At 47.3% G+C, this 17,945-nt stretch carries 17 protein-coding genes; 3 read left to right on the top strand and 14 right to left on the bottom strand.

The genetic code is table 11. The annotated features are described in order from the left end of the window. Positions 1–73 precede the first annotated feature (73 nt). The 5 genes from KNO94_RS13395 to KNO94_RS13375 all read right to left on the bottom strand — a co-directional run bounded on the left by KNO94_RS13395 (position 74) and on the right by KNO94_RS13375 (position 4,050). Positions 74–502, bottom strand: coding sequence for a hypothetical protein (locus KNO94_RS13395; protein WP_214742134.1), 429 nt, complete (start codon positions 500–502; stop codon positions 74–76). After that, on the bottom strand, positions 499–918 hold the full coding sequence (locus tag KNO94_RS13390) for a YwiB family protein (RefSeq protein WP_214780486.1): 420 nt from the start codon (positions 916–918) through the stop codon (positions 499–501). Before KNO94_RS13390 ends, KNO94_RS13395 begins: the two co-directional genes overlap by 4 nt. Positions 919–969: 51 nt before the next feature. Then, positions 970–1,491: a GNAT family N-acetyltransferase gene (locus KNO94_RS13385; protein WP_353047863.1), complete on the bottom strand. Its 522-nt coding sequence runs from the start codon at positions 1,489–1,491 to the stop codon at positions 970–972. 72 nt (positions 1,492–1,563) lie between these two features. After that, the gene (locus KNO94_RS13380) at positions 1,564–2,226 is read right to left on the bottom strand and encodes a Type 1 glutamine amidotransferase-like domain-containing protein (RefSeq protein WP_214780484.1); all 663 of its coding nucleotides are present in this window, start codon (positions 2,224–2,226) and stop codon (positions 1,564–1,566) included. Between the two features lie 117 nt (positions 2,227–2,343). Further along, positions 2,344–4,050: a glycoside hydrolase family 13 protein gene (locus KNO94_RS13375; RefSeq protein WP_214780482.1), complete on the bottom strand. Its 1,707-nt coding sequence runs from the start codon at positions 4,048–4,050 to the stop codon at positions 2,344–2,346. Positions 4,051–4,263: 213 nt separating this feature from the next. Here KNO94_RS13375 and KNO94_RS13370 point away from each other — a divergent pair, with 213 nt between their 5' ends. Next, positions 4,264–4,728 (top strand): GNAT family N-acetyltransferase, encoded by a 465-nt coding sequence (locus tag KNO94_RS13370; protein ID WP_214780480.1) that lies wholly within the window; start codon positions 4,264–4,266, stop codon positions 4,726–4,728. A 47-nt stretch (positions 4,729–4,775) separates the two neighbouring features. Beyond that, positions 4,776–5,540, top strand: a complete 765-nt coding sequence (locus tag KNO94_RS13365; RefSeq protein ID WP_214780478.1) for a MerR family transcriptional regulator — start codon at positions 4,776–4,778, stop codon at positions 5,538–5,540. Positions 5,541–5,549: 9 nt separating this feature from the next. Here the strand turns inward: KNO94_RS13365 and KNO94_RS13360 are convergent, their stop codons facing one another. Genes KNO94_RS13360 through KNO94_RS13325 form a run of 8 tightly spaced genes read right to left on the bottom strand, consistent with a single transcriptional unit; the run spans position 5,550 to position 15,104 of the window. After that, positions 5,550–6,200, bottom strand: a complete 651-nt coding sequence (locus KNO94_RS13360; protein ID WP_214780476.1) for a hypothetical protein — start codon at positions 6,198–6,200, stop codon at positions 5,550–5,552. A 4-nt stretch (positions 6,201–6,204) separates the two neighbouring features. Continuing rightward, entirely contained in the window at positions 6,205–6,954 is a 750-nt protein-coding gene (locus KNO94_RS13355) for a hypothetical protein (RefSeq protein ID WP_214780474.1), read from the bottom strand. A gap of 33 nt (positions 6,955–6,987) precedes the next feature. Next, positions 6,988–8,118 (bottom strand): glycosyltransferase family 4 protein, encoded by a 1,131-nt coding sequence (locus KNO94_RS13350; RefSeq protein WP_214742143.1) that lies wholly within the window; start codon positions 8,116–8,118, stop codon positions 6,988–6,990. After that, positions 8,106–9,431, bottom strand: coding sequence for a nucleotide sugar dehydrogenase (locus tag KNO94_RS13345; RefSeq protein ID WP_214780472.1), 1,326 nt, complete (start codon positions 9,429–9,431; stop codon positions 8,106–8,108). The genes KNO94_RS13350 and KNO94_RS13345 overlap by 13 nt, the downstream gene beginning before the upstream one ends. A 26-nt stretch (positions 9,432–9,457) precedes the next feature. Continuing rightward, on the bottom strand, positions 9,458–10,810 hold the full coding sequence (locus tag KNO94_RS13340; protein WP_214780470.1) for a phenylacetate--CoA ligase family protein: 1,353 nt from the start codon (positions 10,808–10,810) through the stop codon (positions 9,458–9,460). Between the two features lie 18 nt (positions 10,811–10,828). Then, the gene (locus KNO94_RS13335) at positions 10,829–12,169 is read right to left on the bottom strand and encodes a phenylacetate--CoA ligase family protein (RefSeq protein WP_214780468.1); all 1,341 of its coding nucleotides are present in this window, start codon (positions 12,167–12,169) and stop codon (positions 10,829–10,831) included. Further along, positions 12,169–13,197: an NAD-dependent epimerase gene (locus tag KNO94_RS13330; RefSeq protein WP_214780466.1), complete on the bottom strand. Its 1,029-nt coding sequence runs from the start codon at positions 13,195–13,197 to the stop codon at positions 12,169–12,171. The genes KNO94_RS13335 and KNO94_RS13330 overlap by 1 nt, the downstream gene beginning before the upstream one ends. Further along, positions 13,194–15,104 (bottom strand): polysaccharide biosynthesis protein, encoded by a 1,911-nt coding sequence (locus tag KNO94_RS13325; RefSeq protein WP_214780464.1) that lies wholly within the window; start codon positions 15,102–15,104, stop codon positions 13,194–13,196. Before KNO94_RS13325 ends, KNO94_RS13330 begins: the two co-directional genes overlap by 4 nt. 396 nt (positions 15,105–15,500) lie before the next feature. Here KNO94_RS13325 and KNO94_RS13320 point away from each other — a divergent pair, with 396 nt between their 5' ends. Next, the gene (locus tag KNO94_RS13320) at positions 15,501–16,253 is read left to right on the top strand and encodes a homing endonuclease associated repeat-containing protein (RefSeq protein ID WP_214742149.1); all 753 of its coding nucleotides are present in this window, start codon (positions 15,501–15,503) and stop codon (positions 16,251–16,253) included. Between the two features lie 660 nt (positions 16,254–16,913). Here the strand turns inward: KNO94_RS13320 and KNO94_RS13315 are convergent. Further along, positions 16,914–17,870, bottom strand: a complete 957-nt coding sequence (locus tag KNO94_RS13315) for a sodium-dependent bicarbonate transport family permease (protein ID WP_214780462.1) — start codon at positions 17,868–17,870, stop codon at positions 16,914–16,916. Positions 17,871–17,945 lie beyond the last annotated feature (75 nt).

The raw sequence follows: 17,945 nt of genomic DNA, 5'->3' as shown, positions 1-17,945 counted from the left end.
TCCAGAACGAATTGTGTCCCCCTTTCAGGCATAAAAAAAGAGCCATCCTGTTCAGATGACACTTTCGCTATGCTTACTCTTCGAGTCCGAGACGCTGCGGCATATGTGGCGCGAGTTGTCTCGCTTCCTCTAACCGTCCCGCTTCGACGAGCGTATGGAAATGTAAAAACTGTTCGTGTGATGCATCGCTGATGGCAGCCAAATAATCGACGTACCGATCGTAAACCGCTTTGTCTTCTGGGCGTGCCTCGATGAGTGCGATATACAGGCGAACCGTATCTTCTCCATAAAGAAGCGGGAACTCATCATTCAATTGAAGCAGTTTATCGATTGAATTGACATCGACCCCGTTCTCCTGGTCATAATGTGCAATCACTTGTTCGGCATGATCTTCAAGACGACCGCGCCACTCTTCATACTCTTCTTCGTTCGTTTCGAGCATCTCAAACCAGTCTTCATTTAACATTTCTTCAATCTTGTTTACGCGTTCTGTAAAGTTCATACGTCATCTCCTCCTTCAAATGTCCATGCGACATGTACCTCATATATCCCTACATCTTCTTCGTTCATGGATAATTCATATACGAACGTACATGATTCTTCGGACACATCGAGTCGCGATGTCGTCGTCGCCATCGTCATCGACATATATGGATTCTTGTATAAGCTTTGCGTGAAGCGACCTTCGATGAAGGAGTGATTCATCTCGATCGGTCCTTTGCAGATGAGTGCCAATCGTTCCGGCGTATACTTGATTGTCGTCGGGACCGGTCCGTCCTCTTGTTGTTGGTCAAACATGAGAATAAATCCCGTCTTCAATGGATAATATAATCCACCCATCGTTAACTCAATCGCTTCCGGAATATCACTCATCCGTGTTGTTTGCTGGACACGCACGCGAAGTGGTTCAATCGCCATGCTCATCCCCCTTTCCGTCAACTCATCGTACCATATTTAGCAGGAATCGTTCTATCGACGGTGCTTCGTTTTCACATAGACAAGATGATCTACCCACTCATCGTTCTCATAGATGAACCCATCTCTCGTGCATTCGTATGTCATCCCGACACGCTCCGCAAGACGAATGGACGCCTCATTGCCGAGATTGATATGTGCCTCGATTCGTTGAAAGTTCAACTCGTCAAAAGCGATGCGCATTGCCAGGTCGACTGCTTCTGTGCCATACCCCTGGCCCCAATGCTGATTATGAATCGTATACCCGACCCTCCCCCATTGAAACGCATCTCGCGCAAGCGTAGAAAAATCCCCCATACCAAGGTGTGCCCCATCGTCAAGTCGGAAAATGGCGAAGACATGTGCCTCGTCTTCAAGCGCAAGTGACTGATGATTGTCAACTAGCTGGTCAAACCAAACGGACGTACAGTCGCTCATGTCTAACTTCCCAGGATCATACTCATGTTGCGAAACAAGACGATTGGTGAAGCCACTTAACCACGCGTCATAATCTTGTTTCTCTAACGGTCGTACGATGATTCGCTTTGTTTTCGTTGATGTATAAATCGATTCAATCTCTCAGGTCCCCTTCCTATTGGTTTTATACAGTCAGAAAAACTTCTTCCACTTTCCTTCCGAAATCACATCGACCTTTCCATCCTTCACACGAATTGCGGTCTCGTCGTCAATCGCATAAGCTGGTGCTTGTAATGTTTCCGCCCAATCCGCTGCATGACGTGATGTGTTCCCCGGTAACATTTCATGGTCGAGGTGCGGAAAAATCGAGAAGTCGACAAACCCTAACGTCTCATCGCTCTGCTCATCGGATGAACGCCATCCGACAAACTCCTCGCCGATTCGTGGAGTCATCACCATGCTCCCCGCACTCAATCCGACGTAGACTCCATTCCAAGAAGGGAGTAACGCCGCCACCCCGGACTGTTCCATCCAATGATGTAAAAAGAGCGGGTCGCCACCGTTCACTAACAGGACGTCGGCCTGTTCAAACGTCGGTCTCCACACCGATTCATCAATACTCGGAAGCGCGCTCAGTTCGAGCACCCCAACCGACTTCCAACCTAACTCACACATCGGGGTCGAGAAATTCCCATTGAAAAAGTTCCATGCGTGTTTCGTCCCCCCATTCAATGCATAAATGGCTGTCGGTATACAGAGTGCCTCACACTCCTCAATCGGTTTACCCAATAATTCCAGAAGCGCTCGTTTGATGCTTTCGTTCTTAATACCTGCTGACGTTAATAATAGTCTCATCTATCATTCCTCCTTTTTCATCTCTATAAAGAGTTCGCATGAGTCACCTTTATCCCCTCTATTCACAACAAAAGGCCGCAGACGAATTTTCGTCCACGACCTTGGAGTTTTGAAACATTAGCTAATTTTATACACACGGCCTTCGAACGGCTTCAAGTGAAGAAGCGTCGATTCAACGTCGCCTTCAATCGGCATGTTGCTCAAGACGACATCTTGCGCACGAAGCGTTTGACCCATATCGGACATCGTCTCTTTCGCCGTCAAGTTCGTGACGACGAGGTACTGCGTATCACCGAGCGTACGCGTATACGCATAGACTTCCGGGTGATCTGGCAAGACGACATCATACACCCCGTATACAAACGTCTCATCGTCTTTACGGAGTTGGATCATCTCTTTATAGAAGTTAAAGATGGAGTCCTCATCTTCAAGCTGTGATTCGACGTTGATGTCTGTATAGTTCGGATTGATGCCGAACCATGGTTTCTCCGCGAACGTGAAGCCAGCGTTCGGTGCGTCACTCCACTGCATCGGTGTGCGCGTGTTGTCGCGTGACGAGTTCCATGTGATGCGCATCATCTCGTCATGACTCTTCCCTTGCTCGACACCGATATAGTAGCGATTGCGTGTCGCGATATCGTCATATTGGTCGATTGAATCGAATTTGACGTTCGTCATCCCAATTTCTTGACCTTGATAGATGAATGGCGTTCCTTGCATGAGGAAGTACATCATCGCAATCGACTTCGCACTTTCTTTCCAGTAACGTTCGTCGTCTCCCCATTTCGAGACCGTACGTGTCTGGTCATGGTTTTCGACGTAAAGGGCGTTCCATCCGTCGGCTTCAAGTCCTTTTTGCCATTTCGTCAACACGTTCTTCAAATGGACGACATCGAGTTTCGAATCGGCATCTTCACTCCATAGGTCCATGTGTTCGAATTGGAAGACCATGTTCATCTTCCCTTCCTTTTCACCGACCCATAGATGGGCATCGTCAGGTGATACCCCGTTCGCCTCACCGACCGTCATGATGTCATGTTTATTGAACGTCTCGTCACGAAGCTCTTCTAAATAGTCGTGAATCCCGTCCACGTTCATGTGCATCTCGAACGACGGTACGAAGTCGAGGTCGTTCGGGTTCGGCAAGTCGGCGAACGTCGGATTCTTGCGGATGTGGCTGATGGCATCGACACGGAACCCGTCGATCCCTTTTTCGAGCCACCAGTTGATCATGTCGTATACGGCTGTACGCATCTCAGCGTTTTCCCAGTTGAGGTCCGGCTGTTTCTTCGAGAAGACGTGCAAGTAGTATTGCTCCGTCGCTTCATCGAATTCCCAAGCCGAGCCGCCAAAAATGGATTCCCAGTTATTCGGCTTCGATCCGTCCGGTTTTCCGTCACGCCAGATATACCAGTCGCGCTTCGGATTGTCTTTTGAGCTCTTCGATTCAATGAACCAAGGGTGCTCATCCGACGTATGGTTGACGACGAGGTCGAGCAATAGTTTCATACCGCGCTGATGCACCTCGTCCAATAAGCGGTCGAAGTCTTCCATCGTACCGAATTCGTCCATGATATCTTGGTAGTCACTAATGTCATACCCGTTGTCATCGTTTGGCGATTTATACATCGGACAAATCCAGATGACGTCAATGCCGAGGTCTTTTAAATAGTCGAGCTTATCAATGATTCCTTGAATGTCTCCGATTCCGTCTCCGTTCGCGTCATAAAAACTGCGCGGATAAATCTGATAGGCGACGGCTTCTTTCCACCAGTTGCGTTTAAGCGTTTGTGTTTGTTGTTGTTCTCGTTGTAAAAGTTGCATGTGATCTAGATACTCCTTATCCCAAAACTCACTGCTCATCATTTATAATTATCTTATTCGTGCTGTGAACTTTATATCATTAGCGCAATCGTTTGCACGATGCAATAAATTTATCTTACCAAAAAACATTCGATGATACAAAGATGTTTCATCAGCATACTCAACGTGTACCCTACACGATTTTGAAAAGAAATGAAAGCGAGGTGCTTCATCATGTTTCGAATTGCCACAATCGACGATTTTACAGCAGTCGATCAATTGATTGTAAAGAAAGCAAAAGAATTCCAAGCAGCCGGGAAGTCACAATGGGTCAAATATTTAGAGCCGAGCCGTTCCGATTATGTCCGTCACGATTTGACGAACGGGACGGTGTTTGTGTACGAACGAGATCAACAAGTCGTCGGTGCCGTCAGTCTCATCCCACCGACCGATTGGGACCATAATCTATGGAATGACGTGAACGGTGCCGTCTATTTGCATCGCCTCGTCACGGACTCGAGCGCGAAAGGTGAACGCATCGGAGAACGTTTGATGCAACATGCCTTAGCAAACACGGCTACGACCATTCGATTGGATTGTGTCGCGGACAACGCCTTCTTGAATAACTACTATCCTCAGTTCGGCTTCCGCTATATCGGTGAACGAAACGGATTCTCATTATTTGAAAAACAGGCTTGACCTTGACGCGACGTCAACCTTTACGCTTGTGCTAAGGAGGTGAAGGGATGTATTCGATTCAACAACTTGCGTCACTCGCCGGAACGACAACGCGAACGCTTCGGCATTATGATGCAATCGGTCTTCTCGTTGCGAGTCGCGACGTCAACGGCTATCGGCGTTATTCTTCGAGCGATGCGGAACGGTTGCAACTCATCTTACTCTATCGCACGCTCGATGTTCCCCTCGATCAAATCGGAGAATTGCTTGATTCGACGACGTTCAACCGGATTGATGTGTTGAGCGAGCATATCGAGGCGTTGCGACAGAAAGCCGCCTATTTCGCGCAGCTCGCCGAGACGGCAGAAGCGACCCTCACCTCACTCAAAGGAGGGATTCCGATGGATGACAAATCATTGTTTGACGGATTGTCTTACGAGGAGATTCAAGCTCACGAGGCGAAGCATCAAGATGAGGTACAAGAGCGTTGGGGAGACAGTACAGCTTACAAAACCGCGCAAGAACGGGCATCGACACGTTCCAAAGAAGACTGGGAACGGATCAACCAAATGCAACTCGATTTAATTGCGCCACTCGTCGATCTATATCGCGAACACGTCGCTATCGAGGATGAACGAGTCCAATCGATTGTCAAAGACAATCATCGCTTCATCGACACGCACTTTTACGATTGTTCGCTCGACATGTTCAGTGGACTCGGACAGATGTATGTGGCGGATGAGCGATTCACGGCATTTTATGATTGCTTCGAGCCAGGACTCGCTATGTATTATAACGAGGCCATCCAATTCTATTGTATCGCTAACAGCTAAGTCCAAGCCTCAGGCTTGGACTTTTTGTCGTCGCTCGGTGTCTTGCTGCGACCCTTTCTGAAGTTGTTCCCGTAACATCGGCAAACCCTCTGCTAAATAGATATAAGGGAATGTTGAAAAATTGTCTGACCCGCCTGTGTACAATACCTCGCTCGTAAGAGGGGTCCACCCCTTCTTCGTCCACTGACAAATTTGAATTTCTTTTCTTGACGTGTAGGTATGAAACCCCCAATATGCATGCCTTTGGCTTTCTGCCAGGGTCGGAGTAAGTTTAAAAATGGGACATCTCATTTCCTGCAAAAAGCGTTCATCCAGATCAGCCGCTTCGTGTAAGATGATCACATCGGGTCGCAGGTGTCGAATGACATGTTCCGCTTTTTGGTCGTTCAAAGAAACGACACGTGTCATTCGTTGTTCCGGGATGGACTGTTCCTCGAAAGGATATCGTGTTTTTAACTCCTCAATCCGTTCTTTGCTAAATAAACGCATCATTGGGGTCATGAGGTGCATATACGACTGTTGTAAAAGTTCTTTCCACGTTGTGACGTACGTCGGAGCAGGGCCATCTTCCATGACCACGTGCGTGACACCTAAATCACGAACCGCTTGATAAACAAAGGGTGAACTCCAGTGGTCTCCCATACACAACACCATTCGCATCCTCTCATCTCCCCCCACTCTGATTTGCAGTTTGTCGCATTTCTGAGACGGCCACATCAAACGAACCAAACATTTGTTGAATGTCCTTTAAGGTCGGACGGTTCCCCTGCTCTTTTTGCCATACTTCATATCCCCATGGCGAGAGTGATGTCAATTGTGCATCCGCCTCGTGTAGCGCATCCATCATTTGTTTTTCTGTGAACAGTTCTCGCGTGGAAATCCCGATCTCATCTAATGCTTGGGACCATGACCCAAAACGTCGCACCACTTTCGTGATACTCGGTCGTTGATGTTGTTTCGCCCATCTCGCATAGGCGGTCGAGGTAAACGGATGCACTTCTTCATTGGCATCTAGTAGCGCCTGGATGATTTCACATTTTTGATCAATTGAAATAATGCTCTTTAAATTCGCTTCAATCAAGGCCACTTTCCATGATCCGAATTGAATGACGACCTCTGTCAGCGTTGGAGCATGGTTCGTCATCGCCCACTTTCGGTAATCTGCGCTATTGAAGGTATCATGTTCTTTCGCCGCCTCACGGAGCATTTGAATCATTTCTTTCTTTGTAAAACGTGGTGTCTGTTGTTCTAGACCCGCCAGTCGCAATACATTCGTCCATGACCCGTACATTTCCAACAACTCGATCACGGTGACACCGCCATGGATTCGCTGCCATTTCTGATACATGTAGATGGTGAGGCGACCGTCCGAAGAAGCCTCTTTTAAATGATCAATCAGTTGTTGCTCTCCCATGTCGCCTCCCCCTTACGTAATCGAAGTATCGGCTCATCCTACTTCACGACTACTGATTTGTGCGAACAGATGAAGCTGGCGACTCAAAATCTTAGTCTCATCAAATTTCTCTTCCACCACTTCACGCCCGCGCCGTCCGAACGAATCACACTGATCCGGGTGTTCAATGAACCAGCGCATCGCCAACGCCAAGGCGTCCGGTCGACCGACCGGGACAAGAAATCCGGTCTCTCCATCCGTCACTTCTTCTCGACAGCCACGGATATCTGTCGCGATCACCGGCAATCCGGACGCCATGGCCTCAAGAATAGAGCGCGGTAATCCTTCTCGGTAAGAGGGGAGTAAAAAGACATCGTGTGCTGCAAATAACGAAGGGGTATCCCGAACAAATCCGGCATAGTGAATCTGTGGATTTTTTGCTAAATGTGCCTCTACCTGTTTCGCCGTCTCTTGGTCACGTTCGCTCGTCATCAATTCTCCGGCGATGGTCAAGGTCGCATTCGGATAATGTTCCGTCAGTTCATCAAACGCTTGGAGCAAATCCAAAATCCCTTTTTCTTGAACGAGACGCCCTACAAACAGGAATTTTAGACTGTCGGGGGAAATGAATTTTTCCGTTGGATAAAAGCGCGTTAAATCAATCCCGTTGCCAAGATGCATCAATCGTTCATCTTGTTTAAAGTGTCTCGTTTTGGCGAGTGAGTAATCTTCTTCGCTTTGAAGTAATAACCAATCGGTCGCCAATGCCGCAAGTGACTTCTCTAACCAAAAGACGAGTTCGTATGCGATTCGTCCCATCCGTTCGTGGAAATAGAACCCGTGCGCGGTATAGAGAATATGAGGTGTCCTGGCAATCCGGGCCGCAACTCTTCCTAACGCTGCGGCGACCGGTGTGTGAACATGAATCGCATCATATTTTTCACGACGCAATAGCCTGACCAGTTCTTGAATGGTTTGTAAGTTTCGGCGAGGACTAAATTTCCGATCGATCGGAAGCGTATGAATGACCCATCCTTCTTCTCGAAGTCGATCTGTCCGATCCCCATAAGCACACGCGACGTCCACTTCATGCCCTTCCGCTTTCAATGACTCAATGAGAGGACGTAGCAACACATCCGCTGTCATGTCGACTGCACAAAATTGAAGGATTTTTAGAGGCGCCATAAGTGCACCTCCTCCGGCTTCATCGCACGATCGAGCATGCCTTTCAAGTCAATGACGATTCCTCGTCCGAGTTTCAACTGACGCTCTGCAATCTTCCAGCCTTCTTGCACGAACTCATCGTGAGAGACGGCATAGATGACGACATCCGCTGGTTTTAAGTCACAGTATGATTTAACCTCAATCCCATATTCGCGGCGTACCTCTTCCGGATCGACGAGCGGGTCGCACACTTGTACTTCTAAACCGAATTCTTCGACCTCTCGAATCAAGGAAGCGACTTTCGAGTTTCGAATATCACTCACGTTTTCTTTGAAGGACATACCCATCACCGTGACACGAGACCCAAGGATGGCCATATTTTGACTGATCATCGTTTTGATGAGCGATGTAGCAACGAAACGACCCATCGTCTCATTGATTCGGCGTCCTGCTAAAATCACTTCCGGATGATAGCCGAGCATTTCCGATTTCATCGTCAAGTAGAATGGATCGACACCGATACAATGGCCTCCTACAAGACCAGGTCGGAAGTTAAGAAAGTTCCACTTTGTTCCCGCTGCCTCTAACACTTCAAGCGTATCGATGTTCATCCGATCAAAGATAATGGCTAATTCATTCATCAACGCAATGTTCAAATCACGTTGCGTATTCTCGATGACTTTCGCTGCTTCGGCCACTTTAATCGAGGAGGCACGATGAACCCCAGCGTCGACCACTGTCTCATAAACAGCTGCCACCACATCTAACGTTTCTTCATCTTCCGCTGCCACGACTTTTTTAATCGTCCGGAACGTATGCTCACGATCCCCCGGATTGATTCGTTCAGGAGAATAGCCGACTTTAAAATCAATCCCAGCCCGGAGCCCTGATGTTTTTTCAAGTAATGGGACACATTCTTCTTCTGTCAATCCTGGATAGACTGTTGATTCATAGACGACGATTGTACCAGGTCGTAAATGAGATCCGACGGCACGAGTCGCGCTACAGATCGGACCTAAATCCGGTTGATTTTGATCGTTAATCGGTGTCGGCACGGCTACGATGATAAAATCTGCCTCTTCTAGTTTTGTGACATCCGTCGTATATAAAACGGCTGCCTGCTCGAGGTCGACCGATTCCACTTCTCGTGTACTATCCAAATGGAGGTTAAGTTCATTGATCCGTGTTTCATTGATATCTACTCCGATAACATCGCCCACACCGCCTAATGCGACGGCGACAGGCAATCCGACATATCCTAGCCCAACAACAGCAACGTGACGATTGGCAATGGTTTTTCGTGTTGTGCGTGATTCTGAGATGAGTTTATCCATGTCCATCTGCCTCCTAAGACTCGGAATTATGCGGTTTTATCAATCACAATGATTTTTCCATTTGGTCCCCGTGGAATCGACTGTACGGGGGTCAAGGTAATCTCGACTTCTTTACCAAACAGAAGTTCAAGCTCGTGCTTCAAAATCTCTTCATGTTCGGGTTTAAAGCGTTCACGATCTGGAACATACTTGAGTTCGATATGATATACATCCGATTGTCGATATTGCGTTTGGATGACCGAGTTCGGTAAGCTACGAACGACAGTGGTCAAATCCCCTTCATAAATTTTTCGTTGATCTGGGGTAAGCACGTAATTGCTTTCACGTCCCTCAATCGAGGTGACATACGTTCCACCTTGCCCACACGCGCATGTTCCTTCCCCGATTTTCATTCGATCTCCAATCCGATAACGAATGAGCGGGGTTCCGTGCGTCGTAAAGCTCGTCACAAGAATCTCTCCATCCTCTCCGTAAGGTTCAATCACGCCCGTTTCATGATGCAAATGCATATTCCCATGAGAACATTCCGTTAAGATCGGGGCCCCTTCGGATGAGGCGTATTGGTCAAAGACCGGGGCTTGGAATGCCTCTTCTAACAACGCTCTACCTTGAGGTGTAATCGTTTCGGAGGTTGGAAAAATGGCGAGTAACTGGAACTCGAGTTGAATCTGATTTTCTTTAATGTATTTTGCCAGTTCAATCATGGCAGATGGCGCACTATCTAAGACGACCGGTTTAAATGCATTCAATGCGGCGACGTAATGTGGGATGGTTTCCGGCTTAATATGATAAAGAGAAAGTAACAATTGATGGAGCGGACGATTGTAGCGCCAAAATATCGGCTTTTCCTGATTCGGATCACAGATTGCACGTCCTGTAAAACTGGCACGCTTCATCCCTTTTCGAAAACCATGCTGCGCCTTAAAGAAATCCACGTGCGCCATTCTTTTCTGGTAGTCTTCTTTTGTGAAGTGAACCTGTAAAGAGGCTCCTGTCGTTCCCCCGGTCCGTCCTAAAATATCTATTTTAATGTTGGAGTGAATGTCCGGGGTTTTTCGTACCGTTTCTTTCTCTAGCACCGGGATACGCTTCAAATCTTCTATCGAATTCAAAGGGAGCGTAATATCATTCTCTTTAAACAATCGTTGATAGTACGTATTGTGTGTCTCACAAAATTGAAGAAACGCATTGAGCCGCTTCAATTGATCTGCTTCAACGACTTCTTTTTCTTTCGACCGATTGGCTAATACGACCAACTCATTCGCATACGTCCGACCATATCGTTCCTGCCATAACTTCATTCCATACAATGATGTCATCCACTGTTGTACCGAAATTGGTGATTTCATGTATAGATCACGTAGTGCAATCCCTGCCATAGTGTCGTCTCCTCTCATCTATGCGTGAAGTCGTTTCACGACCCGCACTTTTCCGTTTTTTTCTTTTTTAATACTGCTGACACTTTTCATGAATACTTTCATCCGTGATGTAAAGAGGCGCTCGACTTCATTTTTGAGTACCGCTTCATGCTCTGGTTCAAATCGCTCTTCGTCTTTCACATACAACATTTCAATCTCATCAATTTGATGCTGAAGCACCTGAATTTGAACGATAGAATTCGGCAACACTCCGACAGCAGCCGTCAAATCACCTTCAAACACTTTATAACCTTCCGGTGTCTCGACATAATTCATTTGACGACCATCGATCGATTCGATGATTGTATCTTGGTCATCACACGGACAACTCGTATCACTGATTGTCATCCGATCACCGATTCGATAGCGAATGAGCGGTGTGCCGTGTGTGGTGAAACTCGTGACGAGCGCTTCTCCAGAACCATCTGTCTCGATGATTCCCATCTCAGGTCGCAAGTGCATTTTTCCTTGTTCACATTCCGTCACGATCGGCGCTCCTTCAGAAGAGGCGTATTGGTCAAACACCGGGGCCTGAAACATTTCTTCAAGTAACAAGCGACCCGATGGCGTGAGGGTCTCCGAAGTCGGGAATAATGCGACCGGTTGAAACGATAACGTTTTCTCATGTCTTTTTAAATATTTGGCGATTTCAAGCATATCGGAAGGTGAGCCGTCGAGTGCAGCAGGCCGAAACCGATTCAACGAATCAATGTAATATGGAATCGTCGCCGGATTGGAATGAACGACTGAATACAACATCTGTTTCATCGGTGCGTTGTATCGCCAATACACCTCATTTTTTTGGGCTCGTGGACAAATCATTCGTCCGGTGAAGCTAGCTCGTTTCATCCCTCGATAAAAACCATGCTGTTCTTTGAAATAATCAAGGTGTGCCATCCGAATTTGATAATCATATTCGGTGAAGCGTACTTGAATCGATTTTCCTGTCGTTCCACCGGTCATACCGATGATCGGGGCATGAATATCAGAAAAAATGGTTTCATCTGTTCGTAACGTTTCCTTCTCTAATGGCGGAATTCGTTCAAACTCCTCTAGTCGTTCGAGCGGTAGAGAAATACGATGCTTTTTAAAGAGGCGGCGATAATAGGCGTTATGCCGATTACAAAACGTTAAAAATTGATTTAAGTGATTTAACCTCGCATCTGGCGAGCTCCCTTGTGTACGTCTCAGTCGTTCGAGTTCTTGTTGATAGTACGGACCGTATCGCTCCCGGTATAGCTTGATTCCATATAACGAAATCAACCAGTTTTGAATGCGAATCGGTGAATTAGCATAGATTCGGTCCTGGATTATCCCCATTATTCAATGCCCTCCTTTAGCACTTGATGATAGGTAAGGTACCAATCAATAAATGCGTTTACGCCGTCTTGAATGGAAGTTTGCGGTTGAAAATCAATCGATTCGTATAGAGAAGATGAGTCCGCAAAGCTAGCAGGCACATCGCCTGCTTGGAGAGGGAGCAACCGAAGGATTGCCTTTTTGCCGACACGTTCTTCAATCGTTCGAATAAAGTCCATCAACGACACGGGTTGTTGATTCCCGATGTTATACACACGGAACGGGACGTCACTTCGGTCAGGAAGCGGTTGTTTATAGTCGAACTCTTCTTCTGCCATCGGTTCGATATCCATGAGTCGGACAATCGACTCAATGATGTCATCGATATATGTGAAATCACGCTCCATCTCGCCGTAATTGTATACATCGATCGGTTCACCTTTTAAGATCGCCTCCGTGAATTTGTACAGTGCCATATCCGGCCGTCCCCAAGGTCCGTAGACACTGAAGAATCGTAGGCCCGTTGTCTTGAGTCCGAATAAATGACTGTACGTATGAGCCATCAGCTCATTGGCTTTTTTCGATGCAGCGTATAGAGATAACGGATGGTCGACCGGATGCTGTTCAGAAAATGGCATCGCTTGATTCGAGCCATAGACCGAGCTCGATGATGCGTAAATCAACTGATCTACCGGATAATAACGACACGCCTCCAATATATTTAAGAAGCCAACGATATTTGATTGGATATAGGCGTCCGGATTTTCTAAACTGTATCGCACCCCCGCCTGCGCCGCTAAATTGACCACGATTTGAGGTCGCGTTTTTTCAAAGACACGCGTGATCGCCATCTTGTTTTCAAGGGCGTCCCGATATAATTTGAACCGCGGATGGGTCAACACATGAAGTCTTGATTCTTTTAGTCTCGGGTCATAATAATCGTTGACCACATCAATCCCAATGACATGGTGACCTTCTTTTAATAACCGTCGAGCCAGATGAAATCCGATGAACCCGGCTACCCCGGTGACGAGCACTGTTTTCTTCATAACGACTTCCTCCTTTGCGCTGACTCGTTGACTCGCATCCGTACCGGTTCAATTTGTGGACCGAAAATACTCTCCATCACTTCTTCTGGTAATTCGTTATTGGCGACAAACAATAAGAAAGAGGTGAGTCCGTTCGATTGATCGAGCAGATGCTCAATCGTTTTTAAAATCGGATCGACCGATTTAAACGGTCTCGTACAACCGACAAAGATTTTTTCATATACTTGATTCGTATGTTCGCTCGAGGCAAGTAGTTCTTCGAACAACTTTTCACCAGGGCGAATACCACTGAACTGAATCGGGATTTGTTCGAGTGTAAAACCGCTCAATGTAATCATTCGCTTCGCAAGATCTACAATTTTGACCGGATTGCCCATATCGAGTACGAATACTTCTCCTCCGCTTGCGAGTACACTCGCTTGAATGACGAGACGACTCGCTTCTGGAATGGTCATAAAGTATCGGGTCATCTCAGGATGCGTCACCGTAATCGGTCCGCCTTTTTGAATCTGTTCCTTGAAGAGCGGGACAACCGAACCTCGACTCCCTAAGACATTGCCGAAACGTACAACTGAAAATCTTGTCTCGCTATGTCTCGCCTGCTGCTGCACCACCATTTCTGCCACACGTTTCGTCGCACCCATCACGTTCGTTGGATTGACCGCCTTGTCTGTCGAGATCATGACGAATCGTTTTACTCCGAAGAAATCAGCGGCCTCCACCATATTCTTTGTCCCGTAAATATTATTCTTTACGGCTTCCCTTGGGTTGTCTTCCATGAGCGGAACATGCTTATGAGCTGCCGCATGATAGACAACGTCTGGTCGATACTGATCGAACACTTCTGTTAATCGAGCCCGATCCTGGACGTCACCGATGACGGGACAAATTTCTGTATCGGACCCAAGTAAGCGAAGCTCTCGATCAATCGCATATATGCTATTTTCACCATGTCCAAACAGAATCAGTTTCCCTGGATGAAACTTCAGCAATTGACGACAAAGCTCGGAACCAATCGATCCTCCTGCACCCGAGATGAAAATCGTCAACCCGCTCAACGTTTGAGAGATTTCCGAAACATCGAGCTGAACCGGTTCACGTCCGAGTAAATCTTCGATGGCCACTTCTCGAATTTCATTTAATGACACTTTGCCGGATGCGAGTTCCGCAAGCATCGGTAGTGCATGAGATTCCACGCCCGTCTTTTCAATTCGTTTCAGCAGTTGGACGCGATCTCCGTATGGAAGAGAAGGAATGGCCAACACAACCACTTCGATATTCAGCTCTTCAATTTTTCTCTCCAGTAAATCAATCGAACCGATGACCGGTGTTCCGTGAATGTAAAGACGGTGAAGCAATGGATTATCATCCAACACCCCGACGACATGAAGGACGTTGGTCCGGTGTTCTTTCAATTCTTTAATGATTTTTTGGCCCGATTCGCCGCCACCAATGACCAATGTCGCTTTCCCGTTCGACACCGGTGCATGAAATTGGAAGAACGACCGTGTTCTTGCGACGAGACGGATAAATAACATTCCGTTAAACGCGATTAAGCTTTGAATAAAAATTGCTTGATAGGAAAAGCCATCCAACAATAAGTAGGATGCAAATAAAACGAACGTATCACTCATGACCAATACAATCGCCAGTAATTGCAATTCACGCATCGATCCATAGCGCCAGTCGATTCGGTATACCCGAGTCACCCATCCTAAAATGAGAAGAACGAGTGTCTTCAATCCGAGGATTGAGATCAAATCTAACGGATCAGACGTTACCGTTGGATCATTTGCAAAGAATAGGTCAAATGTCACAAAAATTGCGAGTGCCGCAATCGTAATATCGAGTAACATCAAGAGCGCATTTTTTCGATCAATGGGAGACCGAACAGTTGGAGTACTCATCCTTTCACCACCTTCCATCCCAATCAGCTTCGAGTTGATGCTAGATAAGTACCCGTTCAAGATTCACAATTCAAAAGAAAAGAATAGCTTTTTGATACGAATGACATTTCGTCATGAAACGGTTTAACAAATGTGTAATGAGTTTTTCTTTTCTTTTGTGAATATTTTTAATTCATATGGGTATTATGGGAAGTATAAGGTAGGACATTTGGATTATTTTCACTTTGAAATTTTGTTTATGTCGCATTATCCCAAAGCAGTAAACGAATTCACATGTCCCTTACATCATCTCTCGTCACTGAATAATCTTTCTAGCTTTCCTTTAGGACCACCATTGTTTGACCACACCATGACCTTTGAAGCCACAACATGCTTCTGAAAAGGAGAGACATCACGATGAAACGATGGACAGAGCAACAGATCCTCTCATGCCTAAGACAAGCAGCAGACGAACTCGATGAATTTGACACAAAACAGTACACACTATGGGCCCGCAACAAAGACGTCCCCTCCCTATCGACCGTGATCTACAAATTTGGTTCTTGGCGGGAAGCCGTTCAGGCGGCGGAGATTAAGATGTTGTATCGTTATTACTCAGATGAAGATATTTTGACGGCACTGATTGAGGCCTCGGAAGAACTCGAGCTCTTTACGAGCCAGACGTATCGTGCCTGGGCAAAAATTTCACAAGCCCCTTCTTTGACGCTGATCAGTAGCCGATTCGGTTCGTGGTCAAATGCGTTACGTGAAGCCAAACTTCAAACGACGACGGTACGGAACAATGAAGAACGCATCATCCAAGCGTTGATTGAGGCCTCTGAAAAGCTAGAGCGTCTCACATCCCAACATTACGCGGTATGGGCACAAGAAAAAGGCTATCCGACAGTGGCGACAATCGCTCGAAAATATGGATCATGGAGCTATGCACTTTTCGTCTTGGATATCGCGCCACCGAAACGCAAGTGGGATGAGGAAGACGTCATTGATGCCTTGCGCTTAGCCAAAACAGAGCTACCGCATTTTAGTATCCTTCATTACCGAAAATGGGCTGAAGGTCGAAACGTCCCAAGTACATCGACGATCAATGCGTTGTTCGGAAGCTGGACGGCCGCTTTGAAATGTATGGAGGAACAAAAAGTAAAACAATAACCTACACAGATGACCGCATAAAAAAGCGCCGACTCAACAGAGTCGACGCTTTCAGACTGTAGACAAAGTATAGGTGTTATGCCCAATCCGGACATGGCTCGCTTTCCTAGGGGCAAGCAGGGAGCCGCATCGCGACTTCGTCACTGCTGGGTCTCCCTTTGCTTGCTATTCCCTCAGGAGTCTCGCCTGCCCGTTCTTGGTTACCTTTTGTCCTCCGTCCCATATAATGGTGTGAGAAGAACACACAGGGGGCGCATCTAAGGATCAACAAGTCGACACGATCCATCCTTCGCGGTCTGACAAACGGAACGGATGTTGAACGGCGGCCCGAGGCGGATGATCTCGGGGTCGATGACGGGCGGGCTCGGCGTCTACCTTCCCTTCCCCCTGATACATCGATTCGAAGTAAGTATCGAGCTTTTTCTTCGGCCGTCGAGGTCTTGGAAGAAGACAAACGGCCGCCAGATGACGATCGTTTTCGTTGCTCGCCCGACGGCGCCCCGACTCCGACAGGAAAGCAATCCGACGGAGACCCAGCAGCGACCTAGGTCGCGATGCGGCTCCGGGATTGCCTGCGGAAAGCGTGGGCGCCGGATAGGCGAGCGTTATGATTCATGTTAGTCAACAAGCTGGCGCCGACTCAACAGAGTCGACGCTTTTTCATGTGACGATGGCAATATATAACGGAATGCCAACTAACAGATTGAACGGGAACGTCACGGCAAGGGACAGGGTCAAATAAAAGGAAGGTTTCGCTTCTGGGACCGATGCCTGTAACATGGCTGGAGCAGCAATATACGACCCGCTCGCTGCGAGTGTCATCAAGAGAATCGTTCCCCCGTCAGTTAAATGAGCGATACTCGCAGCGACAAAGCCGACGAGCGCACCGACTAATGGAAACATCATGCCCATGATCACGAACTTCAAGCCATATGACGGTACCGTCTTCAACTGCTGTCCGACTTTTACCCCTAGACCTAATAAGAATAGAAGTAACACACCTGGGAACAAGTCGACGAAAAATGGTTTGAGCGGTGTGGCGTCTGGTGTCACAAGTCCCACGATTAGACCTGCAAACATCAAGAGGATACTTTTCGAGAACAAACTATCCCGTAGCACAGACAGAGAGTTCGTCTTCCCTGACGTGGCCGTGATCCCCATTACCTGTGTTTGATTGTATAACAGTAGCGCCACAATCAGACCGGGGATTTCAAGGACGACGACCAATGTCGTCATGAACGGCTCGTAGGCGATTCCGAGCCGTTCGAGCTGTGTCGACGCGGCCACATAGGTGACGAGCGACACCGAGCCGAACGTCGCAGCCATGGCAATTCGCTCGGGAAATGAGAACTTAAGTATTCCCCCGGCATAGAACGCGAGTGTCGGTAGCAAAATCCCAATCAACAGCGTCACGGTCAGCGGTAATGCGATGTCTTCAAAAGATACCGAGGCGAGTCCCATGCCTCCCTTCAGTCCGATGGCAAGCAGTAAGTAAATGTTAAGCGTAGTGCTCAATGCATCCGGGATCGTTAAGTTTGATTTTCCGACTGCGGCGATGACACCCGTCACGAATAAGAGTACCGGGGCGCTCGTCAATAAAAATAAAAACAATTCCATACATTTTCCTCCTTGGCGACAAAAAAGCGCACACCTAAAGAAGGTGTGCGCTGTATGCCGACGGCTCGACTAATC

The organism is Exiguobacterium sp. s22 (genome assembly GCF_018617455.1).
GTDB lineage: Bacteria > Bacillota > Bacilli > Exiguobacteriales > Exiguobacteriaceae > Exiguobacterium.
The sequence above is the reverse complement of the archived record's forward strand: the minus strand, read 5'-3'. Positions and strand labels throughout refer to the sequence as shown.